This is a genomic window from Streptococcus mitis (genome assembly GCF_003942765.1).
In the GTDB taxonomy this organism is placed as follows: Bacteria; Bacillota; Bacilli; order Lactobacillales; family Streptococcaceae; genus Streptococcus; species Streptococcus mitis_BE.
Genome location: NZ_RJNW01000004.1, coordinates 160188 through 184247, shown reverse-complemented (window position 1 = coordinate 184247; position 24060 = coordinate 160188). Strand labels below are relative to the sequence as shown.

Here is a 24060-nt window from a genome sequence, read left to right as displayed (position 1 = left end):
CTATGTCTCAATACAAGATTGCTCCGTCAATTCTGGCAGCAGATTATGCCAACTTTGAACGTGAAATCAAACGCCTAGAAGCAACTGGTGCAGAATATGCCCATATCGATATCATGGATGGGCACTTTGTGCCACAAATCAGTTTTGGTGCAGGTGTTGTCGAAGCTCTTCGCCCTCATAGCAAGATGGTTTTCGACTGCCACATGATGGTAGCTAATCCAGAGCATCATTTAGAAGACTTTGCGCGTGCAGGTGCCGATATCATCAGTATCCATGCGGAAGCAACGCCTCATATTCATGGTGCCCTCCAAAAAATTCGTTCACTCGGTGTTAAGCCTTCAGTCGTTATCAATCCTGGCACACCAGTTGAAGCCATCAAGCACGTCCTTCATCTAGTTGACCAAGTTTTAGTCATGACAGTTAACCCAGGCTTCGGTGGGCAAGCCTTCCTGCCAGAAACCATGGATAAGGTCCGTGAGTTGGTTGACATTCGTGATGAAAAAGGCTTGAACTTTGAGATTGAAGTGGATGGTGGGATTGATGATAAAACTATTGCCCAAGCTAAAGAAGCTGGTGCGACCGTTTTTGTAGCAGGTTCCTATGTCTTTAAGGGAGATGTCAATGAGCGAGTACAAACTCTCAGAAAACAACTGGACTAGGATTGCCGTTTTTGCAGGTGGAGACCGCGGTCATTATCGGACGGACTTTGATGCTTTTGTTGGTGTGGATAGAGGCTCGCTCTGGGTCTTGGAGGAAAACCTTCCTCTTGCTCTAGCGGTTGGAGATTTTGATTCTGTCACTGCAGAAGAGTGTCAGTTGATTCAAAAACGTGCCCAGCATTTTGTTCAAGCCCGACCAGAAAAGGATGATACAGATCTGGAATTGGCTCTCTTGACTATCTTTGAGAAAAATCCTCAGGCTCAGGTCACTATTTTCGGTGCTTTGGGTGGCCGTATTGACCATATGCTGGCTAACGTCTTTCTACCTAGCAATCCCAAGTTGGCGCCTTATATGCGCCAGATAGAAATTGAGGATGGGCAAAACTTAATTGCCTATTGTCCAGAAGGAATCAGTCAGCTAGAACCTCGTTTAGACTATGACTATCTAGCTTTTATGCCAGTTCGGGATAGTCAGCTGACCATTCTCGGAGCCAAGTATGAGTTGACAGAGGAAAATTTTTTCTTTAAAAAAGTGTACGCTTCTAACGAATATATAGATAGGGAAGTGTCGGTGACTTGCCCAGATGGCTATGTGGTCGTGCTACATAGTAAGGACAGGAGGTAGAATGGAAAGTTTACTTGTTCTATTATTGATTGCCAACCTAGCTGGCCTCTTTCTCATTTGGCAAAGACAGGATAAGCAGGAAAAACATCTCAGTAAGAGCTTGGAGGATCAGGCAGATCACTTGTCAGACCAGTTGGATTACCGCTTTGAACAAGCCAGACAAGCCAGCCAGTTAGATCAAAAAGACTTAGAAGTGGCTGTCAGCGACCGTTTGCAAGAAGTGCGAATCGAGTTGCACCAAGGCTTAACTCAGGTACGTCAAGAAATGACTGAGAATCTCCTCCAAACCAGAGACAAGACCGACCAACGTCTCCAAGCCCTGCAGGAATCAAATGAGCAACGTTTGGAGCAAATGCGCCAAACGGTCGAAGAAAAACTAGAAAAGACCTTGCAGACACGCTTGCAGGCCTCCTTTGAGACAGTTTCCAAACAACTGGAGTCTGTCAATCGTGGTCTGGGGGAAATGCAGACTGTTGCCCGCGATGTCGGCGCCCTTAATAAGGTTCTCTCAGGAACCAAGACGAGAGGTATTCTGGGTGAATTGCAACTGGGGCAAATCATCGAAGACATCATGACTCCTGCCCAGTACGAACGAGAATTTGCAACGGTTGAAAACTCCAGTGAACGAGTGGAGTATGCCATCAAGTTACCCGGACAAGGCGACCAGGAATATGTCTACTTACCGATTGACTCCAAGTTTCCACTGGCAGATTATTACCGCTTAGAAGAAGCCTATGAAGCAGGTGATAGAGACGAGATTGAACGCTGTCGCAAGTCACTCCTAGCCAGCGTCAAGCGCTTTGCCAAGGATATCAAGAGCAAGTACATAGCACCACCTCGGACGACCAATTTTGGAGTTTTGTTTGTTCCGACAGAAGGTCTTTACTCAGAAATTGTCCGCAATCCGGTCTTCTTTGATGATTTGAGACGGGAGGAGCAGATTATTGTCGCAGGTCCAAGTACCTTGTCAGCTCTCCTCAATTCCCTATCAGTTGGATTCAAAACTCTCAATATCCAAAAGAGTGCCGACCATATCAGCAAGACTCTTGCCAGTGTCAAGACCGAGTTTGGCAAGTTCGGTGGCATTCTGGTTAAGGCACAAAAACATCTCCAACATGCCTCTGGCAATATTGATGAATTATTAAACCGTCGTACCACAGCTATCGAGCGGACGCTCCGTCACATTGAGTTGTCAGAAGGTGAGCCTGCGCTTGATCTACTCTATTTCCAAGAAAATGAGGAAGAATATGAAGATTAGTCACATGAAAAAAGATGAGCTGTTTGAAGGCTTTTACCTAATCAAGTCAGCTGACCTGAGGCAAACTCGAGCTGGGAAAAACTACCTAGCCTTTACCTTCCAAGATGATAGTGGCGAGATTGAAGGGAAACTCTGGGATGCCCAACCTCATAACGTTGAGGCCTTTACAGCAGGTAAGGTTGTCCACATGAAAGGGCGCCGAGAAGTTTATAACAACACCCCTCAAGTCAATCAAATTACTCTTCGCTTGCCTCAACCTGGCGAACCCAATGACCCAGCTGATTTCAAGGTCAAGTCGCCAGTTGATGTCAAGGAAATCCGTGACTACATGTCGCAAATGATTTTTAAAATTGAAAATCCTGTTTGGCAACGGATTGTCCGAAAGCTCTACACCAAGTATGATAAGGAATTTTACTCCTATCCAGCTGCCAAGACTAATCACCATGCCTTTGAAACGGGTTTGGCCTATCATACGGCAACCATGGTGCGTTTGGCAGATGCTATTAGCGAAGTCTATCCTCAGCTCAATAAGAGCCTGCTCTATGCGGGGATTATGCTGCATGACTTGGCTAAGGTCATCGAGTTGACGGGACCAGACCAGACCGAGTACACAGTGCGAGGTAATCTCCTTGGGCATATTGCTTTGATTGATAGTGAAATTACCAAGACAGTTATGGAACTCGGTATCGATGATACCAAGGAAGAAGTCGTTCTGCTCCGCCACGTCATCCTCAGTCACCATGGCTTACTTGAGTATGGAAGCCCGGTTCGTCCACGCATTATGGAGGCAGAGATTATTCATATGATTGATAATCTGGATGCAAGCATGATGATGATGTCAACAGCTCTTGCTTTGGTGGATAAGGGAGAGATGACCAATAAAATCTTCGCTATGGACAATCGTTCCTTCTATAAACCAGATTTAGATTAATAATTTAAGAAAAATGAGCATTTTTTAGGATAAGAATGTTCGTTTTTTTATGTGAATATGGTATAATAGATAAAATATCAAAATTAAATGAAGTAGGAAATAGAAATGAAATTAAGAAGAAGTGATCGGATGGTTGTCATTTCCAACTATTTGATTAATAATCCTTATAAACTAACTAGTCTCAATACTTTTGCTGAAAAGTATGAATCTGCTAAATCATCCATCTCAGAAGATATCGTCATTATCAAACGCGCCTTTGAGGAAATTGAAATCGGTCATATCCAGACAGTAACTGGTGCTGGTGGTGGTGTCATTTTCACACCATCAATCTCAAGCCATGATGCCAAGGAAATGGTCGAGGACTTGCGTGCCAAGTTGTCAGAAAGTGACCGTATCTTGCCAGGTGGCTATATCTACTTGTCTGATTTGCTTAGCACACCAGCTATCTTAAAAAATATTGGTCGCATTATTGCCAAGAGCTTTATGGACCAAAAAATTGATGCGGTTATGACAGTAGCGACTAAGGGTGTTCCACTTGCAAATGCAGTTGCCAATGTCCTCAATGTTCCTTTTGTTATTGTGCGCCGTGACCTGAAAATTACCGAAGGTTCAACTGTCAGCGTCAACTATGTTTCAGGTTCAAGTGGTGACCGCATTGAGAAAATGTTCCTTTCAAAACGTAGTCTCAAGGCAGGCAGCCGTGTCTTGATTGTGGATGACTTCTTGAAAGGTGGCGGAACTGTCAACGGGATGATTAGTCTCTTGCGTGAGTTTGATTCAGAATTGGCAGGTGTAGCGGTCTTTGCGGACAATGCCCAAGAAGAACGTGAAAAGCAGTTTGACTACAAGTCACTCTTGAAGGTAACCAATATTGATGTCAAGAACCAATCCATCGATGTTGAGGTTGGCAATATCTTTGACGAAGATAAATAAGAGATAGAACTAAAGGTTGGAACGATTGTCCCAGCCTTTCTTTGCAAATAGAATAGAAGGAAGCTTATGAAAACACCATTTATCAATAGAGAAGAGTTAGAAGCGATTGTTGCCGAGTTCCCAACTCCCTTTCACTTGTATGATGAGAAGGGGATTCGTGAGAAGGCAAGAGCTGTCAACCAAGCCTTTTCGTGGAACAAGGGCTTTAAGGAATATTTTGCGGTTAAGGCTACTCCAACCCCAGCTATCTTAAAAATTCTCCAAGAGGAAGGATGTGGCGTGGATTGCTCTAGTTATGTAGAGCTTTTGATGAGTCATAAACTGAATTTCCCTGGTTCTGAGATTATGTTCTCTTCAAACAACACGCCAGACAAGGAATATGCCTATGCGCGTGAATTGGGTGCGACCATTAACTTGGATGCCTTTGAAGATATTGAACATCTGGAGCGAGCAGCAGGTATTCCAGAAATCATCTCATGTCGTTATAATCCTGGAGGCGTTTTCGAACTGGGGACAGACATCATGGACAATCCTGGCGAGGCTAAGTTCGGCATGACCAAGGACCAGCTCTTTGAAGCTTTTGCTATCTTGAAGGAAAAAGGAGCCAAGACTTTTGGGATTCACTCCTTCCTAGCGTCCAATACCGTTACCCATCTCTATTATCCAGAGTTGGCTCGTCAGCTTTTTGAATTGGCTGTTGAAATCAAGGAAAAGTTGGGCATTTCGCTAGACTTTATCAATCTTTCTGGCGGTATTGGTGTCAACTATCGTCCAGACCAGGAGCCAAATGATATCGCCTTGATTGGTGAGGGAGTTCGTAAGGTGTATGAAGAGGTTCTTACGCCAGCAGGTCTTGGTCAGGTCAAGATTTTTACCGAATTAGGTCGTTTTATGTTGGCACCTCACGGTGCTTTGGTCACAAAAGTTACCCATAAGAAGAAAACCTACCGTACCTATCTAGGTGTGGATGCATCAGCAGTCAACCTTATGCGTCCAGCCATGTATGGAGCCTACCATCATATCACCAATCTGACACATCCAGATGGACCAGCTGAAGTGGTCGATGTAGTCGGTTCACTCTGTGAAAACAATGATAAATTTGCAGTGAATCGCGAACTGCCTCATACAGAAATCGGTGATTTGCTGGTAATTCATGATACAGGTGCCCACGGTTTTTCAATGGGCTACCAGTACAATGCCAAACTTCGTTCTGCGGAAATCCTCTATACTGAAGAAGGAAAAGCCCGTCAAATCCGCCGTGCAGAGCGCCCTGAGGACTATTTTGCAACCTTGTATGGCTTTGATTTTGAAGAATAAAATGATAAGTAATTGAAAATGAAATTGAAAAACAGATTGCTTTCTAAAAAATAGGCAAAAATCTTGTTTTTCTTTCAAGTCGTGATATAATAAAACTATAAAACGTTTTCAAGGAAGGTAACGATATGTCTGAAGAAACAATTGATTATGGACAAGTGACAGGAATGGTGCATTCGACAGAAAGCTTTGGGTCAGTAGATGGCCCTGGTATTCGCTTTATTGTCTTTTTGCAGGGCTGTCATATGCGTTGCCAGTATTGCCATAACCCGGACACTTGGGCTATGGAGTCCAATAAATCACGTGAACGGACGGTAGATGATGTCTTGACAGAGGCCTTGCGTTATCGCGGTTTCTGGGGAAATAAGGGTGGGATCACAGTCAGTGGAGGAGAAGCCCTCTTGCAGATTGATTTCCTGATTGCCCTCTTCACCAAGGCTAAGGAACAAGGAATCCACTGTACCTTGGATACCTGTGCCCTTCCTTTCCGTAATAAACCACGTTACCTTGAGAAGTTTGACAAACTCATGGCTGTCACTGACTTGGTCCTCTTGGATATCAAGGAAATCAACGAAGAACAGCACAAGTTTGTCACTAGTCAAACCAATAAAAATATCTTGGCTTGTGCCCAGTATCTATCAGATATTGGAAAACCTGTCTGGATTCGCCACGTGCTAGTTCCAGGATTGACAGATAGAGATGATGACTTGATTGAACTTGGTAAGTTCGTCAAGACCCTCAAAAATGTTGATAAGTTTGAAATTCTACCTTATCACACCATGGGTGAGTTCAAATGGCGTGAACTGGGAATTCCATATTCCCTCGAAGGGGTTAAACCACCAACAGCAGACCGCGTCAAGAACGCTAAAAAACTCATGGATACCGAAAGTTATCAAGACTATATGAAACGTGTACATGGATAAAAAGAAGCCTGATGGAAACATCGGGCTTTTGATACTCAATGAAAATCAAAGAGCAAACTAGGAAGCTAGCCGCAGGTTGCTCAAAGCACTGCTTTGAGGTTGTAGATAAGACTGACGAAGTCAGTAACACATCTACGGCAAGGCGAAGCTGACGTGGTTTGAAGAGATTTTCGAAGAGTATGACTTGCAAAAAAGACTTAGCAAACTAGCTAAGCCTTTTTCTTCTTATCTCGAACGTTGTTTTCCAGCGTTGCGATTTTTGTGTTTTTTCTTGCTTGTGATAGCAGTTGGTTGTTCAGGAGTAACGTCTTTTCGTCCACTTGGTGTAGAGAAAGCACGTGCTTTTGGTGGGTTCTTGGCTAGTTCTTCACGGACTTTTTTGCGAAGTTTTGGACGAACGATATAGTTGACGATAAACTGTTGGAGAATCATCATGAAACCACCGACAACCCAGTAAAGTGTGACACTAGCTGGTGAGAAGAGGGAGAAGACGACGATCATGAGTGGGCTCATGTAAATCATTTTCTTGATTTGTTCTCTTTGCATTTCATCTTCTACTCCGTGAAGTGAAAGGAGCGATTGAAGATAGTAAAGAATACCAGCGAAGGCAACCAAAATCATACTTGGAGAACCTAGAGGAATTCCTAGGTAGCTTGCTTGAGCAACACCTTCAGTATGTTGGGCAGCAAAGTAGATAGCAGAGAAGAAAGGCATTTGAAGGAGGATAGGGAAACATCCTACACCACCAAACATGCTGATGCCGTGCTCTTTTTGAGCGGCAAAGAGGGCTTGTTGGGCTTCTAGTTTTTCTTCTTGAGTGGTTGCTTCTTTGAGACGAGTTTGGTGTGGTTCAAGGACGTGTTTGAGGGCGTTCATCTTTTCAGAGTGAAGTGTCGCCTTCCATGATTGGTAAATACCAAGTGGCAAGATGATCAAGCGCACGATAATGGTCACGATAATGATAGCGACACCAAAGCCTAGACCTTTATCAGTAGCGAAGTACTTGATAGCTTCTCCCATCGGGGCACCTAAGAAATCCCAAACGGGACCAATTGGCTTACCTGTTGCTTTATCAATTTGAACGCAACCTGTCAAGACTAATAGCATAGCTACTCCCATAGCTGAGAGTGCAAAACGTTTAATAGTTTTCAATGTGTTCATTCCTTCTTTTAAAAATAATACCTTTCTATTCTACTGTTTTTTTACAAAATATACAATAGTTCTAGAGACCTAATTTGCGATTTTAAAGTCAGGGTAAGGAGGAAAGTTGCTTAGTTTGACATCTAAGTAGCTGACTTTTGAAAAAGGTGTTGGTCCTTTGCGGATTTCTTGGATAAATTTTGCCATGGTAGCAGATGAGTCTGCTTGGGCTAAAATTTCCACTGTGCCATCGTCGTTATTCCATACTCGACCTGTGATGCCACCAATTTCAAGTGCCAGGCTGTAAACACCCCAACGAAAGCCGACTCCTTGCACCCTGCCTTGGGCAATCATTCTAACCTTTTGCATACCAAACCCCTTTGATTGTGTTATAATATTTCTATGACTATTATAACCTCAAAAGCCAATTCTGTGGTAAAAAATGCCAAGAAATTACACCAAAAAAAATACCGCAAGTCTGCTTATTTGATTGAAGGCTGGCACTTGTTTGAAGAAGCTGTTCAAGCTGGAGTGACTATTGAGAAAATCTTTGCCCTAGAAAGTTACCGAGATCAGTTAGCTATTTTTCCGCAAACTGTCTGGGTGTCAGAGGATATTTTGCTAGATTTGGCGGATTCTCAGACTCCACAGGGAATTGTTGCCGTAGTTCAAAAAGAAGAAATAGGACAAGTTGATTTGAGTCAGGGCAAGTTCTTGTTTTTGGAAGATGTGCAAGATCCTGGTAATGTGGGAACTATCATTCGGACTGCGGATGCAGCAGGTTTTACTGGAGTGATTGTTTCAGATAAGTCGGCAGATATCTACAGTCTCAAGACCCTACGTTCTATGCAAGGCAGTCATTTTCATCTGCCTATTTACCGGATGTCGAGTCAAGCACTTCTTAAGGAAACCAAAGAGGCAGCTATCCCAGTGCTAGCAACAACCTTATCTAAAGTTTCTGTTGATTACAGAGAACTGCCTCCTATAGAAAATTTTGTACTAGTCATGGGAAATGAGGGGCAAGGAATTAGTCCCCTTATGGCTGAAAGTGCAGACCAGTTGGTCCACATTAGTATGAAGGGGCAGGCGGAGAGTCTCAATGTTGCCGTTGCAGCCGGTATTTTAATTTTCCATTTAAGCTAATTTTAACTTTCTTTGTTATAATCAAGGAAAGATATTCATTGAAAAGGAGAAAAGATGAATCACACTATTATTCACGACCGCACAGGTCTCAATCAATTTTATGCTAAGGTTTATGCCTTTGTTGGTCTGGGGATTGCACTATCCGCTTTGGTATCAGGCCTTATGTTGACGGTCTTTCAGTCTCAGTTGGTTTACTTTTTGATGCAGGGGCGTCTCTGGTTGACCATTGCTACTTTTGCAGAGCTAGCTCTGGTCTTTGTTGCCAGCAGTATGGCTTCAAGGAATAGTCCAGCGGCTCTTCCAGTATTTTTACTTTACTCAGTATTAAACGGCTTTACCCTTAGTTTTGTGGTGGCCTTCTATACTCCGGGCACAGTTTTATCCGCCTTTGTGTCGAGCGCCCTTCTCTTCTTTGTCATGGCGGCAGTTGGCATGTTCACCAAGAAAGATTTGAGTGGCCTGGGTCGGGCTATGATGGCAGCTCTTATCGGTTTGCTGATTGCCATGGTAGTCAATATTTTCTTGGCTAGCGGTTTCTTTGATTATATGATCAGCGTAGCCATGGTTTTGGTTTTCTCAGGGTTGATTGCTTGGGACAACCAAAGAATTCGTCTCGCTTATGAACAATCACAAGGCCGTGTAGCGACAGGTTGGGTTGTGTCAATGGCTCTCAGTATCTATCTTGATTTTATCAATCTCTTCCTAAGTATTCTACGTATCTTCGGTCGCAATGACTAAAAGGTTCATGACATCAGTGTTCGAAGGAGCGCTGATTTTTTTTATATTTGGTCTTTTCTTTTCTTGGAAATAGGTGTATAATGCTTTTAATTAATTTTTGAGGAGTAGTTTATGAAGAAAAGTTTTATTCATCAACAAGAAGAGATTTCCTTTGTCAAAAACACTTTTACCCAGTATTTGAAAGATAAGTTAGAAGTTGTCGAAGTTCAAGGTCCTATCTTGAGCAGGGTCGGTGACGGGATGCAGGATAATTTATCAGGTGTTGAGAATGCCGTATCGGTCAAGGTTCTCCAAATCCCTGATGCTACTTATGAAGTGGTGCACTCCCTTGCTAAATGGAAACGCCATACTTTGGCTCGTTTTGGTTTCGGTGAGGGAGAAGGTCTTTTTGTCCACATGAAGGCCCTTCGTCCAGACGAAGATTCGCTGGATGCGACCCACTCTGTTTATGTTGACCAGTGGGACTGGGAGAAGGTTATCCCAAATGGTAAACGTAATATCGCTTATCTAAAAGAAACAGTTGAGAAGATCTACAAGGCTATTCGTCTTACTGAGCTAGCTGTTGAAGCCCGCTATGACATTGAATCAATCTTGCCAAAACAAATCACTTTTATCCACACAGAAGAGTTGGTAGAACGCTACCCAGACTTGACACCAAAAGAGCGTGAAAATGCTATTTGTAAAGAATTTGGAGCAGTCTTCTTGATTGGTATCGGTGGTGAATTACCAGACGGTAAACCGCACGATGGACGTGCACCAGACTACGATGACTGGACAAGTGAGTCTGAAAATGGCTACAAGGGTCTAAATGGTGATATTCTTGTCTGGAATGAATCTTTAGGTGGGGCCTTTGAGTTGTCTTCTATGGGAATCCGTGTAGATGAAGAAACGCTTCGCCGTCAGGTTGCCATCACAGGTGATGAAGACCGTTTAGAATTGGAATGGCACAAGGCTTTGTTGAATGGTCTATTCCCATTGACAATCGGTGGAGGAATTGGACAATCTCGGATGGCCATGTTCCTACTTCGCAAGAAACACATCGGAGAAGTGCAAACAAGTGTTTGGCCTCAAGAAGTTCGCGATACTTACGAAAATATTTTATAGAGAATCGAACCGCAAGGTTCGGTTTTCTTTCTCTTTTTGCCTATAATTTGGTATAATAAACGGTATGAAAATCGTATCAGGAATCTATGGGGGACGTCCCCTCAAGACACTAGAAGGCAAGACGACAAGACCCACTTCGGATAAGGTTAGGGGAGCTATTTTTAACATGATTGGTCCCTACTTTGAAGGGGGACGAGTCTTGGACCTTTATGCAGGTAGTGGTGGTTTATCTATCGAGGCAGTATCGCGTGGCATGTCCAGCGCTGTTTTGGTGGAGCGAGACCGTAAGGCTCAGGCTATCGTGGCTGAAAATATTCAGATGACCAAGGAAGTTGGGAAATTTCAACTTCTCAAAATGGATGCAGAAAGGGCATTGGAGCAGGTATCTGGGGAATTTGACCTCATTTTCTTAGACCCTCCTTATGCCAAGGAACAAATCGTAGCAGATATTGAAAAAATGGCTGAGAAAGAGCTTTTTTCTGAAGATGTCATGGTCGTGTGTGAGACGGATAAGGCCGTTGAACTTCCAGAAGAAATTGCCTGCCTGGGCATCTGGAAGGAAAAGATTTATGGAATTAGTAAGGTGACAGTCTATGTCAGATAAGATTGGCTTATTCACAGGCTCATTTGATCCGATGACAAATGGGCATCTGGATATCATTGAACGGGCGAGCAGACTTTTTGATAAGCTCTATGTCGGTATTTTTTTTAATCCCCACAAACAAGGATTTCTCCCTATCGAAAATCGTAAACGGGGGTTAGAAAAGGCTGTGAAACATTTGGAAAATGTTGAAGTCGTGTTTTCCCATGATGAATTGGTGGTTGATGTTACAAAAAGACTGGGGGCTACTTTCCTAGTGCGAGGCTTGAGAAATGCGTTGGATTTGCAATATGAAGCCAGTTTTGATTACTACAATCATCAGCTGTCTCCTGATATAGAGACCATTTATTTACATAGCCGACCTGAACATCTTTATATCAGTTCATCAGGTGTTAGAGAACTTTTGAAATTTGGTCAGGATATTGCCTGCTATGTTCCCGAGAGTATTTTGGAGGAAATAAGAAATGAAAAAAAAGATTAGATGGCCCTTATACGTCATTGCGGCCTTGATTGTGACTTTCTTGGCGTTTGTAGTGCCCTTGCCCTATTATATAGAGGTTCCAGGTGGTTCAGAAGATATTCGCCAAGTCCTTAAAGTAAATGACACAGAAGATAAGGAAGCTGGTGCCTATCAATTCGTTACGGTTGGTGTCCAACATGCCACTTTAGCTCATATGATTTATGCATGGTTGACGCCTTTTACAGATATTCGTAGTGCTCAGGAGACTACAGGTGGCTCTTCCGATGTTGAATTTATGCGGATCAATCAATTCTACATGCAAACATCGCAAAATATGGCCAAATATCAAGGGCTAAAAACAGCTGGTAAAGATATCGAACTCAAATACCTTGGGGTTTATGTCTTGACTGTGACGGATAATTCGACCTTTAAAGGGATTCTCAACATCTCTGATACGGTCACAGCAGTCAATGATCAAACCTTTGACAGTTCCAAAGACTTGATTGATTACGTCAATTCTCAAAAACTAGGGGACTCCGTCAAGGTCACCTATGAAGAGGATGGGCAAACCAAGTCTGCAGAAGGTAAGATTATCACCTTGGAAAATGGCAAAAATGGGATTGGAATCGGCTTGATTGACCGTACAGAAGTGACCAGTGATGTCCCAATTCGCTTTTCAACAGCTGGTATCGGTGGTCCAAGTGCAGGTCTCATGTTTAGTCTGGCCATCTATACCCAAATAGCTGACCCTGGCCTTCGTAATGGCCGTATTGTTGCCGGTACAGGAACCATTGACCGTGATGGGAATGTGGGGGACATTGGAGGTATTGATAAGAAAGTTGTAGCTTCGGCTAGAGAAGGTGCTGCGATTTTCTTTGCTCCAGATAACCCTGTTAGCGAAGAAGAACAAAAAGCGCATCCGGATGCGAAAAATAACTACCAAACAGCCCTAGAAGCAGCCAAAACAATCAAGACAGATATGAAAATCGTGCCTGTTAAAACCCTACAAGATGCAATTGATTACTTGAAAAACAATCCCTAGTTTTTAAGTGAAGTTTCTAAACTAGCGCACAAACAGAGAAGATGGTATAATAGTCAAATGGTTCAATTATTATTCACTCTAAGCAGTCATATGCTCTTTATTTATGTGAGTTTTTACCTTTTAAAGGATCTTGTTAGATGGGAAAAGGTTTTAAAAGTGACAACTGAGAATACAGGAAAAGTTCGTTTACTAGTAGCCTTTTTCAGTATTGTAATGGGCTACATCATGAGTTCTTTCTTTATCAGCCTATATCAGTTGTGGCAAGAAGCGCTTAGAGGATTATTATAAAATCAAGAATAAAGGAAATAAGTATGGAAAAAATTGTGGTTCAAGGTGGCGATAATCGTCTGGTAGGAAGTGTTACGATCGAAGGAGCAAAGAATGCAGTCTTGCCCTTGTTGGCAGCGACAATTCTAGCAAGTGAAGGAAAGACTGTTTTGCAGAACGTTCCTATCTTGTCAGATGTTTTCACTATGAATCAGGTGGTTCGTGGTTTAAATGCCAAGGTGGATTTTAATGAAGAAGATCATCTTGTTGAGGTGGACGCGACTGGCGATATCACTGAGGAAGCTCCTTACAAGTATGTCAGCAAGATGCGTGCATCTATTGTTGTCTTGGGACCAATTCTTGCCCGTGTAGGTCATGCCAAGGTATCCATGCCAGGTGGTTGTACGATTGGTAGCCGCCCTATTGATCTGCATTTGAAAGGTCTAGAAGCTATGGGGGCTAAGATTAGTCAGACAGCTGGTTATATCGAAGCCAAGGCTGATCGCTTACATGGAGCTCATATCTACATGGACTTCCCAAGTGTTGGTGCTACGCAGAACTTGATGATGGCAGCGACTCTAGCTGATGGGGTGACAGTGATTGAAAATGCTGCGCGTGAGCCTGAGATTGTTGACCTAGCCATTCTCCTCAATGAAATGGGAGCTAAGGTTAAGGGTGCTGGTACAGAGACCATTACCATTACCGGTGTTGAGAAACTTCATGGTACGACTCACAATGTAGTCCAAGACCGTATCGAAGCAGGAACCTTTATGGTAGCTGCTACCATGACTGGTGGTGATGTCTTGATTAAAGACGCTGTCTGGGAGCACAACCGTCCCTTGATTGCCAAGTTGCTTGAAATGGGAGTGGAAGTGACAGAGGAGACTGAAGGGATTCGAGTTCGCTCTCAACTAGAAAATCTAAAAGCTGTTCATGTGAAAACCTTGCCCCACCCAGGATTTCCAACAGATATGCAGGCTCAATTTACAGCCTTGATGACCGTCGCAAAAGGGGAATCAACTATGGTGGAGACAGTTTTCGAAAATCGTTTCCAACATCTAGAAGAAATGCGTCGCATGGGCTTGCACTCTGAGATTATCCGTGATACAGCTCGTATTGTTGGTGGTCAACCTTTGCAGGGGGCAGAAGTTCTTTCAACTGACCTTCGTGCCAGCGCAGCCTTGATTTTGACTGGTTTGGTAGCACAAGGAGAAACTGTAGTTGGTAAATTGGTTCACTTGGATAGAGGTTACTACCGTTTCCATGAGAAGTTGGCGCAGCTAGGTGCTAAGATTCAGCGGATTGAGGCAAGTGATGAAGATGAATAAGAAATCAAGCTACGTAATCAAGCGTTTACTTCTAGTCATTTTGGTACTGTTTTTGGGTGCTTTAGCCCTAGGAATCGGTTTAATGGTAGGTTATGGAATCTTGGGCAAGGGTCAAGATCCATGGGCTATCCTGTCTCCGGCAAAATGGCAGGAATTAATTCATAAATTTACAGGAAATTAGGCTGGAGAACCAGTCTTTTTCTAGAGATAAGGAGAAAAATGGATAAAAAAACAAGACAGACACTGATCGGACTGCTAGTGTTATTACTCTTATCTGCGGGAAGCTATTATATCAAGCAGATGCAGTCGACAGCTAATAGTCCCAAAACCAAACTTAGTCAGAAAAAACAAGCGTCTGAAGCTCCTAGTCAAGCATTGGCAGAGAGTGTCTTAACAGACTCAGTCAAGAGTCAAATAAAAGGGAGTCTGGAGTGGAATGGCTCAGGTGCTTTTATCGTCAATGGTAATAAAACAAATCTAGATGCCAAGGTTTCAAGTAAGCCCTACGCTGATAATAAAACAAAGACAGTGGGCAAGGAAACAGTGCCAACCGTAGCAAATGCCCTCTTGTCTAAGGCTACTCGTCAGTACAAGAATCGTGAAGAAACTGGGAATGGTTCGACTTCTTGGACTCCTCCAGGCTGGCATCAGGTCAAGAATCTAAAGGGATCTTATACCCATGCGGTCGATAGAGGTCACTTGTTAGGCTATGCCTTAATCGGTGGATTGGATGGTTTTGATGCCTCGACAAGCAATCCTAAAAACATTGCTGTTCAAACAGCCTGGGCAAATCAGGCACAAGCCGAGGATTCGACTGGTCAAAACTATTATGAAAGCTTGGTGCGTAAAGCCTTAGACCAAAACAAGCGTGTCCGTTACCGTGTAACCCTTTACTATGCTACAAACGATGATTTAGTTCCTTCAGCTTCACAGATTGAAGCCAAGTCTTCAGACGGAGAATTGGAATTTAATGTTCTAGTCCCCAATGTTCAAAAGGGACTTCAACTGGATTACCGAACTGGAGAAGTGACTGTTACTCAGTAAAATATAAAATAAACTCCTATGTCCCTTGTGGATGTAGGAGTTCTTCTTTTTACTAGTTTCAGCAGGGCTACAATAGACATGGATACTCAATGAAAATCAAAGCGGAAACTAGGAAGTTAGCTGCAGGTTGCTCAAAACACTATTTTGAGGTTGTAGATGAAGCTGACGTAGTTTGAAGAGATTTTCGAAGAGTATGAGAAAAAATAATATGTACTAGATTAGATTTTGTGATATAATGAAGGATAAGATACTATTTTAGGAGAAGAACTATGGAAGACCCAAGTAGTCAGAATTTGTTGCTACAATTTGTTTTATTGTTTATCTTGACGGTGTTAAATGCCTTTTTCTCAGCCACAGAAATGGCCATGGTGTCACTAAACCGTGCGCGGGTTGAACAAAAGGCAGAAGAAGGAGATAGACGTTATATCCGTCTACTGAAGGTACTAGAAAATCCTAACCACTTTTTATCAACCATTCAAGTAGGGATTACCCTGATTACGATCTTATCTGGGGCGAGTTTGGCAGAAACTTTGGGACGAGAAATTGCATCTTGGCTTGGAAATGGCGAAACAGCTTATGCCATTGCAAGTTTTCTATCTTTAGCATTTTTGACTTATATTTCCATCGTTTTTGGGGAATTGTATCCTAAGAGAATCGCTCTTAATCTAAAGGATGCCTTGGCGATTCGTACAGCGCCAGTTATCATTGGACTTGGGAAACTAGTTAGTCCCTTTGTTTGGCTCTTGTCTGCATCTACCAATCTCTTGAGTCGCTTGACTCCTATGACCTTTGACGATGCTGACGAAAAAATGACCCGTGATGAAATTGAGTACATGCTGACAAATAGTGAAGAAACACTAGATGCTGACGAAATTGAAATGTTACAAGGAATCTTTTCACTGGACGAATTAATGGCCAGAGAAGTCATGGTTCCTCGAACGGATGCCTTTATGGTCGATATTCAGGATGATAGTCAAACCATCATCCAAAGTATTTTAAAACAAAATTATTCTCGTATCCCTGTCTATGATGGGGATAAGGACAATGTGATTGGGATTATTCACACCAAGAGTCTCCTTAAGGCGGGCTTTGTGGACGGTTTTGACAATATTGTTTGGAAGAAAATCTTACAAGATCCACTTTTTGTTCCTGAAACTATTTTTGTGGATGACTTGTTAAAAGAACTTCGCAACACCCAAAGACAAATGGCAATCTTGCTGGATGAATACGGTGGGATGGCTGGTTTGGTGACCCTAGAAGACCTCTTAGAGGAAATCGTTGGGGAAATCGATGACGAAACAGATAAAGCGGCAATAGATGTTCATCAAATCGGTGAGGATACTTACATTGTTCAAGGTACCATGAATCTCAATGATTTTAATGACTACTTTGATGTTGAACTGGAAAGTGATGACGTTGATACCATCGCTGGTTACTATTTGACAGGAGTGGGGACCATTCCAACGACTGAGAAACTCAGTTATGAATTAGTCAGCCAAAACAAACAGCTTATCCTAACCAATGATAAGGTAAAAAATGGACGTGTTACAAAGGTAAAAGTCCAAATTACCGAAGTTGAAATAGAAGAAGAAACAGAGTAAACTAGAGGCTTTTGTCACCAGGCGTGACAAAGCTTTTTTCAGTTGATTTCAAAATGGAATTGTGTTCTCGAAAAACTCAGCCCCAACCTAGTTCCAAAAGTTTTTTAAAGTTATCCTTTTTTATCATGAAATAAAAATAAAAAAGCCCTATTTTACGGGCTTTTTGTCTTGATAAATTCCGATAAATTCGGTATTGAAAGGCGGTAGACGGATTTGAACCGACGATCAAGCTTTTGCAGAGCCGTGCCTTACCACTTGGCTATACCGCCTTAACGTTTATTATTATACCTTGAAAATGATTTTCAGTCAATAGCTTTTTCAGATTTTTTGTGTCAATAAGCCTAAATATTCTGAAAATTCGTTTACTTTTCTTGAAATCTATGATATAATTGATGATAACCTATACTTTATTTATAAGAGGAGTAAATAAATGAAAAAAAGTCAAGTGCTTGCTGTAGCGGGAGCTACCTTATTAGCGTCAGGAGTTCTAGCTGCGTGTTCAAACACTAGTTCAAATAATGCTAAACTAGCAAAAGATTACCAATATGTTTATCAAACAGATCCAGAAACCTTGGATTATATCGTCAGCAATATCGATTCAACATCATTCGTCACAACAAATGCTGTAGATGGTTTGTTGGCTAATGATAAATATGGTAACCTGGTTCCTTCTATTGCTGAATCATGGACAGTTTCAAAAGATGGTTTGACTTATACCTATAAAATCCGTAAGGATGCTAAATGGGTGACAGCAGAGGGAGAAGAATACGCTCCTGTAACTGCTAAAGACTTCGTTACTGGTTTGAAACACGCCGTAGATGGAAAATCAAAAGGACTTTCAATCGTTAGCTCTTCTATTAAAGGATTAGAAGCATATATCAAGGGTGAAACAAGTGATTTTTCAACCGTTGGAGTAAAAGCACTCGATGATCAAACACTAGAATATACCTTGAACCAGCCAGAAACTTTCTGGAATGACAAGACAACTAGTGGTGTTTTGATGCCGGTTAATGAAGAATTCTTAACTTCAAAAGGGGAAGGTTTTGGTGCCCCAACCGATGCTAATTCTATTCTTTATAACGGTCCATTTGTCTTAAAATCTGTAACTCCAAAATCATCTATCGAGATGGCTAAAAATGATGCTTACTGGGACAAAGAAAATGTAAAAATTGAGAACGTTAAGTTCACTTTCTGGGATGGTAAGGACCAAGATGTGATTGCTAAAGGTTTTGCTGATGGTCAATATAGCAAGGCTCGTATCTTCCCTACAAGTTCGACATATGAAAAATATGCAGCTGACTTCAAAGATAACATTTACTTTAACGAACCAGGTGCGGGTGTTGCAACTGTCAGCTTGAACTATGGCCGTACAACCTATAATCATACTGCCAAAACAAGTGATGCTCAAAAGACATCTACTCAGAAAGCATTGCTAAACAAGGAATTCCGTCAAGCCTTGAACTTTGCGGTAGATCGCAATTCTTACTCAGCTCAAACAAATGGTACTGATGGAGCTGCAGTAGCCATCCGTAATACATTCGCACCATATAATCTTCAAGTTGGTAAGAAAACATTTGGTGAATTGGTACAAGATAGCTTGGCTAAGACAAATTCTTCTACTTGGTCAAACGTATCTCTAGCAGATTCTCAAAATGGCCTTTACAATGAAGAAAAAGCGAAAGAAGTCTTTGCTAAAGCTAAATCAAGCCTACAAGCTGAAGGAGTTGAATTCCCAATTCACTTGGATGCCTTGGTTATCCAAGAATCAACAGCGGTTGTAAACCGTGTTCAATCATTGAAACAATCAATTGAAAAAGTATTGGGTTCAGATAATGTTGTTGTAGACTTACAACAAATGACTCAAGCGGAAGCTTTACCAATTTCATTTAGCGCTCCAACAGCTAAAGAGCAAGACTGGGATATCCATACCTTGCTAGGATGGAACCCTGACTATCAAGATCCTTCTACTTTCTTGGATCAATTCGTCCTTAAGGGAGGAAGCACTCGTCTTTACCTTGGTATTGACCAAAACACAGATGCATCAGTAGTAAGCAAACTTGGTTTAGCTGACTATGGAAAATTACTTGATGACGCAAACAGCGAAAACCAAGATGTTCAAAAACGTTATGAAAAATACGCGGTGGCACAAGCTTGGTTGACTGACAATGCTTTGACAATTCCAGTAATGGCTTCTCCAAAAGAAACAGCCGTTTCATATGTTTCAAAAGTTCTACCATTTAGCTCTTCATATTCAGTAGCCGGCCTTAAAGGTGAAAATTCAGGATACTTGAAGTACACTGAAGTTGGTGAAAAAGCAATCACCAAAGAAGAGTATGAAAAAGCTCGTGAAAAATGGTTGAAAGAAAAGACTGAGTCAAACGAGAAAGCTCAAAAAGAATTGGCAAGTCATGTGAAGTAAATAATTTTCAATAGAACTTTCTCTCCATGAGGAGAAGGTTCTTTTGGGATTTTTAAAGGAAATGATATGAAAAAATATATTTTTATGCGTGTTTTGCGGTCATTGGTTTCTATCTTCTTAGTAACAACCTTGACTTACACGATTATCTATACAATGGTTCCTCGAAAATTGATTTTCAAACAGGATACCAACTATAACAAGATTGCTACAACTGCTGATAAACGTGATAACTATGAGAATACCGTTTATGAGCGTATGGGCTATATCGAGTACTACGATACCAAAGAGTTGCAAGAAAAAGCTAGCCAGATGGATGCTTCTGTAACAGTTGAAGCCAATGATACCAACAAGGCTATCTATGAAAAATACATCAAACAAATCGGTCATGGTTGGACCCTGGGAGAATTTACTGAAAGTGGCCAATTCTACGCTACGCGTGAAATCCCGATTTTTGAACGTGTTTTTCACTTCTATGCTAACTTGATTGACATTGATCATACAAATAAAATTCAAGACCCTGAAAATCCAGACTTGAAACGTTACCTTCGTTTTGAAAACGATCCAGCGATCGGATGGTCCTTGGTCGGTTCAGGAACAAAACACAAATATCTCTTGTACTTCAACAGTCAGTTCCCGTTTGTGCATCAAAACTTTGTGAACATTAATTTAGGTGACTCTTATCCAACCTATGCTAATAGCCCTGTTTTACAGGTCATTACTCAAGGACAAGGGCAAACAAAAACATCTCAAGTTCAGTTCCCAACAGGTAAGAAAACTTCTTCTGTAAATATTTACTCAAGAACCTACAAATCGCCTAGTCAGGCTGATTCTCGTGAAGTAGCTAACTATGGGAAAGATGACCCATATACTGCAACTGAAAGCAACTACCAATATCCTTCTATGATTGCTAGCTCTGCAGTCGTTGGATTGATTGGTTTGGTGATTTCTTATGCGATTGCCGTGCCACTTGGTTCAGCTATGGCTCGCTTCAAGAATACTTGGATTGATAGCTTCTCAACAGGGTTTTTGACCTTCTTGATGGCCCTTCCAACCATTGCCTTGGTTTACATTGTTCGTTTGATTGGATCATCAATTGGTCTTCCAGATTCATTCCCTATTTTGGGTGCTGGAGATTGGCGTTCGTATGTTTTACCAGCAGTGATTCTTGGTTTGTTGGGTGCTCCTGGTACAGCTATTTGGATTCGTCGTTACATGATTGACTTGCAATCACAGGACTTTGTTCGTTTTGCTCGTGCCAAAGGTTTGTCTGAAAAAGAAATTTCAAACAAACACATCTTTAAAAATGCCATGGTTCCGCTGGTTTCAGGAATTCCTGGTGCCGTTATCGGGGTTATTGGTGGTGCAACCCTTACTGAAACAGTCTTCGCCTTCCCAGGTATGGGTAAAATGTTGATTGACTCTGTAAAAGCATCTAATAACTCTATGGTCGTTGGTCTTGTCTTCATCTTTACATGTATTTCTATCTTCTCACTTCTTTTGGGAGATATTTGGATGACTATTATTGACCCACGTATTAAATTGACTGAGAAAGGAGGCAAATAATGTCTACAATCGATAAAGAAAAATTTCAGTTTGTAAAACGTGACGATTTTGCCTCTGAAGCTATTGATGCGCCAGCTTATTCATACTGGGGTTCAGTGTTTAGACAATTTATGAAGAAGAAATCAACTGTAGTCATGTTGGGAATCTTGGTAGCTATCATTTTGATGAGTTTCATCTACCCAATGTTTTCTAAGTTTGATTTCAATGATGTCAGCAAGGTAAACGACTTTAGTGCTCGTTATATCAAGCCAAATGCTGAGCATTGGTTCGGTACAGACAGTAACGGTAAATCTCTTTTTGACGGTGTCTGGTTCGGAGCTCGTAACTCTATCCTCATTTCTGTGATTGCGACAGTAATTAACTTGGTTATCGGTGTTTTTGTCGGTGGTATTTGGGGAATTTCAAAATCAGTTGACCGCGTGATGATGGAAGTTTATAACGTCATCTCAAACATCCCATCTCTTTTGATTGTCATTGTCTTGACTTACTCAATTGGAGCTGGATTCTGGAATCTGATTTTTGCCATGAGTGTAACAACATGGATTGGGATTGCCTTCATGATTCGTGTGCAAATCTTGCGTTATCGTGACTTGGAATACAACTTGGCGTCACGTACCTTGGGAACACCAACCTTGAAGATTGTTGCCAAAAACATCATGCCACAATTGGTATCTGTTATTGTGACAACCATGACTCAAATGCTTCCAAGCTTTATCTCATACGAAGCCTTCTTGTCTTTCTTCGGTCTTGGATTGCCGATTACAGTGCCAAGTTTGGGTCGTTTGATTTCAGATTATTCACAAAACGTAACAACCAATGCTTACTTGTTCTGGATTCCATTGACAACTCTTGTCTTGGTATCCTTATCCCTTTTCGTAGTTGGTCAAAACTTAGCGGATGCTAGTGATCCACGTACACATAGATAGGAGTAGAAATGACAAAAGAAAAAAATGTAATTTTGACTGCTCGCGATATTGTCGTGGAATTTGACGTTCGTGACAAAGTATTGACAGCCATTCGCGGCGTTTCCCTTGAACTAGTTGAAGGAGAAGTACTAGCCTTGGTAGGTGAGTCAGGATCAGGAAAATCTGTTTTGACAAAGACCTTCACAGGTATGCTTGAAGAAAATGGTCGCATTGCCCAAGGAAGTATTGACTACCGTGGTCAAGACTTGACAGCCTTGTCTTCTCACAAGGATTGGGAACAAATTCGTGGTGCTAAGATTGCGACTATCTTCCAGGACCCAATGACTAGTTTGGACCCAATTAAAACAATTGGTAGTCAGATTACAGAAGTTATTGTAAAACACCAAGGCAAAACAGCTAAAGAAGCGAAAGAATTGGCGATTGACTACATGAATAAGGTTGGGATTCCAGAAGCAGATAGACGTTTTGATGAATACCCCTTCCAATATTCTGGAGGGATGCGTCAACGTATCGTTATTGCGATTGCCCTTGCCTGCCGACCTGATGTCTTGATCTGTGATGAGCCAACGACTGCCTTGGATGTAACCATCCAAGCACAGATTATTGATTTGCTAAAATCTTTACAAAACGAGTACCATTTCACAACAATCTTTATCACCCACGACCTTGGTGTGGTGGCAAGTATTGCGGATAAGGTAGCGGTTATGTATGCTGGAGAAATCGTTGAGTATGGAACTGTTGAGGAAGTCTTCTATGACTCTCGCCATCCATATACATGGAGTCTCTTGTCTAGCTTGCCTCAGCTTGCTGATGATAAAGGGGATCTTTACTCAATCCCAGGAACACCTCCGTCACTTTATACTGACTTGAAAGGGGATGCCTTTGCCTTGCGTTCAGACTATGCAATGCAGATTGACTTCGAACAAAAAGCTCCTCAATTCTCAGTATCAGAGACGCATTGGGCTAAAACTTGGCTTCTTCATGAGGATGCTCCAAAAGTAGAAAAACCAGCTGTGATTGCAAATCTCCACGATAAAATCCGTGAAAAAATGGGATTTGCCCATCTGGCAGACTAGGAGGAAGGAAATGTCTGAAAAATTAGTAGAAATCAAAGATTTAGAAATTTCCTTCGGTGAAGGAAGTAAGAAGTTTGTCGCGGTTAAAAATGCTAACTTCTTTATCAACAAGGGAGAAACTTTTTCGCTTGTAGGTGAGTCAGGAAGTGGGAAAACAACTATTGGTCGTGCCATCATCGGTCTTAATGATACAAGTAATGGGGATATCATTTTTGATGGTCAAAAGATTAATGGTAAGAAATCGCGTGAACAAGCTGCAGAATTGATTCGTCGTATCCAGATGATTTTCCAAGACCCTGCGGCAAGTTTGAATGAACGTGCTACTGTTGATTATATTATTTCTGAAGGTCTTTACAATCACCATCTATTTAAGGATGAAGAAGAACGTAAAGAGAAAGTTCAAAATATTATCCGTGAAGTAGGTCTTCTTGCTGAGCACTTGACTCGTTACCCTCATGAGTTTTCAGGTGGTCAACGTCAACGTATCGGTATTGCCCGTGCCTTGGTCATGCAACCAGACTTTGTTATTGCGGATGAGCCCATTTCAGCCTTGGACGTTTCTGTTCGTGCCCAAGTCTTGAACTTGCTCAAAAAATTCCAAAAAGAACTTGGCTTGACCTATCTCTTTATCGCCCATGACTTGTCGGTTGTCCGTTTTATTTCAGATCGTATCGCGGTTATTTACAAGGGTGTTATTGTAGAGGTTGCAGAAACAGAAGAATTGTTTAACAATCCAATTCATCCATATACTCAAGCCTTGCTTTCAGCGGTACCAATCCCAGATCCAATCTTGGAACGTAAGAAGGTCTTGAAGGTTTACGATCCAAGTCAACACGACTATGAGACTGATAAGCCATCTATGGTAGAAATCCGTCCAGGTCACTATGTTTGGGCTAACCAAGCCGAATTGGCGCGTTACCAACAAGGGTTAAACTAATAATGGTTTTATAATTTCCATGTTAACT

The 24060-nt window shown here is 41.8% G+C and carries 25 protein-coding genes and 1 tRNA gene; 23 read left to right on the top strand and 3 right to left on the bottom strand.

Annotation, left to right across the window (positions count from 1 at the left end; translation table 11 throughout):
- Window positions 1–2 precede the first annotated feature (2 nt).
- The 7 genes from rpe (at window position 3) to pflA (ending at window position 6643) form a co-directional block, all read left to right on the top strand.
- The gene (gene rpe / locus D8849_RS07500; RefSeq protein ID WP_125386657.1) at window positions 3–659 is read left to right on the top strand and encodes a ribulose-phosphate 3-epimerase; all 657 of its coding nucleotides are present in this window, start codon (window positions 3–5) and stop codon (window positions 657–659) included.
- Complete coding sequence (locus tag D8849_RS07495) at window positions 622–1284, top strand: thiamine diphosphokinase (protein WP_125386656.1); 663 nt, start codon at window positions 622–624, stop codon at window positions 1282–1284. Before rpe ends, D8849_RS07495 begins: the two co-directional genes overlap by 38 nt.
- 1 nt (window position 1285) lies before the next feature.
- Complete coding sequence (locus tag D8849_RS07490) at window positions 1286–2542, top strand: DNA recombination protein RmuC (protein ID WP_185756225.1); 1257 nt, start codon at window positions 1286–1288, stop codon at window positions 2540–2542.
- A complete protein-coding gene (locus D8849_RS07485) occupies window positions 2532–3473 on the top strand; it encodes a 3'-5' exoribonuclease YhaM family protein (RefSeq protein ID WP_000703198.1) in 942 nt (313 codons plus the stop codon). Before D8849_RS07490 ends, D8849_RS07485 begins: the two co-directional genes overlap by 11 nt.
- A 105-nt stretch (window positions 3474–3578) precedes the next feature.
- Entirely contained in the window at window positions 3579–4406 is an 828-nt protein-coding gene (gene purR / locus D8849_RS07480; RefSeq protein WP_125386654.1) for a pur operon repressor, read from the top strand.
- Between the two features lie 66 nt (window positions 4407–4472).
- On the top strand, window positions 4473–5723 hold the full coding sequence (locus D8849_RS07475) for a diaminopimelate decarboxylase (RefSeq protein ID WP_125386653.1): 1251 nt from the start codon (window positions 4473–4475) through the stop codon (window positions 5721–5723).
- Between the two features lie 125 nt (window positions 5724–5848).
- Complete coding sequence (pflA, locus tag D8849_RS07470) at window positions 5849–6643, top strand: pyruvate formate-lyase-activating protein (protein ID WP_033687308.1); 795 nt, start codon at window positions 5849–5851, stop codon at window positions 6641–6643.
- A 225-nt stretch (window positions 6644–6868) separates the two neighbouring features.
- Here pflA and yidC read toward each other — a convergent pair whose 3' ends face one another.
- Together yidC and D8849_RS07460 are read right to left on the bottom strand one after the other, a co-directional pair.
- On the bottom strand, window positions 6869–7795 hold the full coding sequence (gene yidC / locus D8849_RS07465) for a membrane protein insertase YidC (RefSeq protein WP_125386695.1): 927 nt from the start codon (window positions 7793–7795) through the stop codon (window positions 6869–6871).
- 78 nt (window positions 7796–7873) lie between these two features.
- Complete coding sequence (locus tag D8849_RS07460; protein WP_001174616.1) at window positions 7874–8152, bottom strand: acylphosphatase; 279 nt, start codon at window positions 8150–8152, stop codon at window positions 7874–7876.
- Between the two features lie 33 nt (window positions 8153–8185).
- On the opposite strand from D8849_RS07460, the gene D8849_RS07455 reads away from it, so the two are divergent.
- The 11 genes from D8849_RS07455 to D8849_RS07400 all read left to right on the top strand — a co-directional run bounded on the left by D8849_RS07455 (window position 8186) and on the right by D8849_RS07400 (window position 17111).
- Window positions 8186–8926, top strand: a complete 741-nt coding sequence (locus D8849_RS07455) for a TrmH family RNA methyltransferase (protein ID WP_125386652.1) — start codon at window positions 8186–8188, stop codon at window positions 8924–8926.
- A gap of 54 nt (window positions 8927–8980) precedes the next feature.
- A complete protein-coding gene (locus tag D8849_RS07450) occupies window positions 8981–9664 on the top strand; it encodes a Bax inhibitor-1/YccA family protein (RefSeq protein WP_125386651.1) in 684 nt (227 codons plus the stop codon).
- A 111-nt stretch (window positions 9665–9775) separates the two neighbouring features.
- Window positions 9776–10768: an aspartate--ammonia ligase gene (asnA, locus tag D8849_RS07445; RefSeq protein WP_000748003.1), complete on the top strand. Its 993-nt coding sequence runs from the start codon at window positions 9776–9778 to the stop codon at window positions 10766–10768.
- Window positions 10769–10832: 64 nt separating this feature from the next.
- Window positions 10833–11372, top strand: coding sequence for a 16S rRNA (guanine(966)-N(2))-methyltransferase RsmD (gene rsmD, locus D8849_RS07440; protein WP_125386650.1), 540 nt, complete (start codon window positions 10833–10835; stop codon window positions 11370–11372).
- The gene (gene coaD, locus D8849_RS07435) at window positions 11362–11850 is read left to right on the top strand and encodes a pantetheine-phosphate adenylyltransferase (RefSeq protein ID WP_125386649.1); all 489 of its coding nucleotides are present in this window, start codon (window positions 11362–11364) and stop codon (window positions 11848–11850) included. The genes rsmD and coaD overlap by 11 nt, the downstream gene beginning before the upstream one ends.
- Window positions 11834–12871 carry a SepM family pheromone-processing serine protease gene (locus tag D8849_RS07430; protein ID WP_000727281.1) on the top strand — a complete coding sequence of 346 codons (1038 nt, stop codon included), beginning with the start codon at window positions 11834–11836 and terminating at the stop codon, window positions 12869–12871. The genes coaD and D8849_RS07430 overlap by 17 nt, the downstream gene beginning before the upstream one ends.
- 57 nt (window positions 12872–12928) lie before the next feature.
- A complete protein-coding gene (locus tag D8849_RS07425) occupies window positions 12929–13159 on the top strand; it encodes a DUF1146 family protein (protein WP_000250396.1) in 231 nt (76 codons plus the stop codon).
- Window positions 13160–13182: 23 nt separating this feature from the next.
- Complete coding sequence (gene murA, locus D8849_RS07420; RefSeq protein WP_125386648.1) at window positions 13183–14466, top strand: UDP-N-acetylglucosamine 1-carboxyvinyltransferase; 1284 nt, start codon at window positions 13183–13185, stop codon at window positions 14464–14466.
- A complete protein-coding gene (locus tag D8849_RS07415) occupies window positions 14459–14647 on the top strand; it encodes a DNA-directed RNA polymerase subunit beta (protein WP_004241151.1) in 189 nt (62 codons plus the stop codon). Before murA ends, D8849_RS07415 begins: the two co-directional genes overlap by 8 nt.
- A 38-nt stretch (window positions 14648–14685) precedes the next feature.
- On the top strand, window positions 14686–15510 hold the full coding sequence (gene endA / locus D8849_RS07410) for a DNA-entry nuclease EndA (RefSeq protein WP_125386647.1): 825 nt from the start codon (window positions 14686–14688) through the stop codon (window positions 15508–15510).
- Between the two features lie 269 nt (window positions 15511–15779).
- Window positions 15780–17111 (top strand): hemolysin family protein, encoded by a 1332-nt coding sequence (locus D8849_RS07400; RefSeq protein WP_125386646.1) that lies wholly within the window; start codon window positions 15780–15782, stop codon window positions 17109–17111.
- 198 nt (window positions 17112–17309) lie between these two features.
- On the opposite strand, the gene D8849_RS07395 is transcribed toward D8849_RS07400, so the two are convergent.
- Window positions 17310–17380 (bottom strand) — tRNA-Cys (locus D8849_RS07395).
- Window positions 17381–17541: 161 nt separating this feature from the next.
- On the opposite strand from D8849_RS07395, the gene D8849_RS07390 reads away from it, so the two are divergent.
- The 5 genes from D8849_RS07390 to D8849_RS07370 all read left to right on the top strand — a co-directional run bounded on the left by D8849_RS07390 (window position 17542) and on the right by D8849_RS07370 (window position 24032).
- The gene (locus tag D8849_RS07390; protein WP_000749582.1) at window positions 17542–19530 is read left to right on the top strand and encodes a peptide ABC transporter substrate-binding protein; all 1989 of its coding nucleotides are present in this window, start codon (window positions 17542–17544) and stop codon (window positions 19528–19530) included.
- A 66-nt stretch (window positions 19531–19596) separates the two neighbouring features.
- Window positions 19597–21093, top strand: coding sequence for an ABC transporter permease (locus D8849_RS07385; protein WP_000759915.1), 1497 nt, complete (start codon window positions 19597–19599; stop codon window positions 21091–21093).
- A complete protein-coding gene (gene oppC / locus D8849_RS07380; RefSeq protein WP_000103691.1) occupies window positions 21093–22019 on the top strand; it encodes an oligopeptide ABC transporter permease OppC in 927 nt (308 codons plus the stop codon). Before D8849_RS07385 ends, oppC begins: the two co-directional genes overlap by 1 nt.
- 8 nt (window positions 22020–22027) lie before the next feature.
- Window positions 22028–23095, top strand: a complete 1068-nt coding sequence (locus tag D8849_RS07375) for an ABC transporter ATP-binding protein (protein ID WP_125386645.1) — start codon at window positions 22028–22030, stop codon at window positions 23093–23095.
- 10 nt (window positions 23096–23105) lie between these two features.
- Window positions 23106–24032 (top strand): ATP-binding cassette domain-containing protein, encoded by a 927-nt coding sequence (locus D8849_RS07370; protein ID WP_033684751.1) that lies wholly within the window; start codon window positions 23106–23108, stop codon window positions 24030–24032.
- Window positions 24033–24060 lie beyond the last annotated feature (28 nt).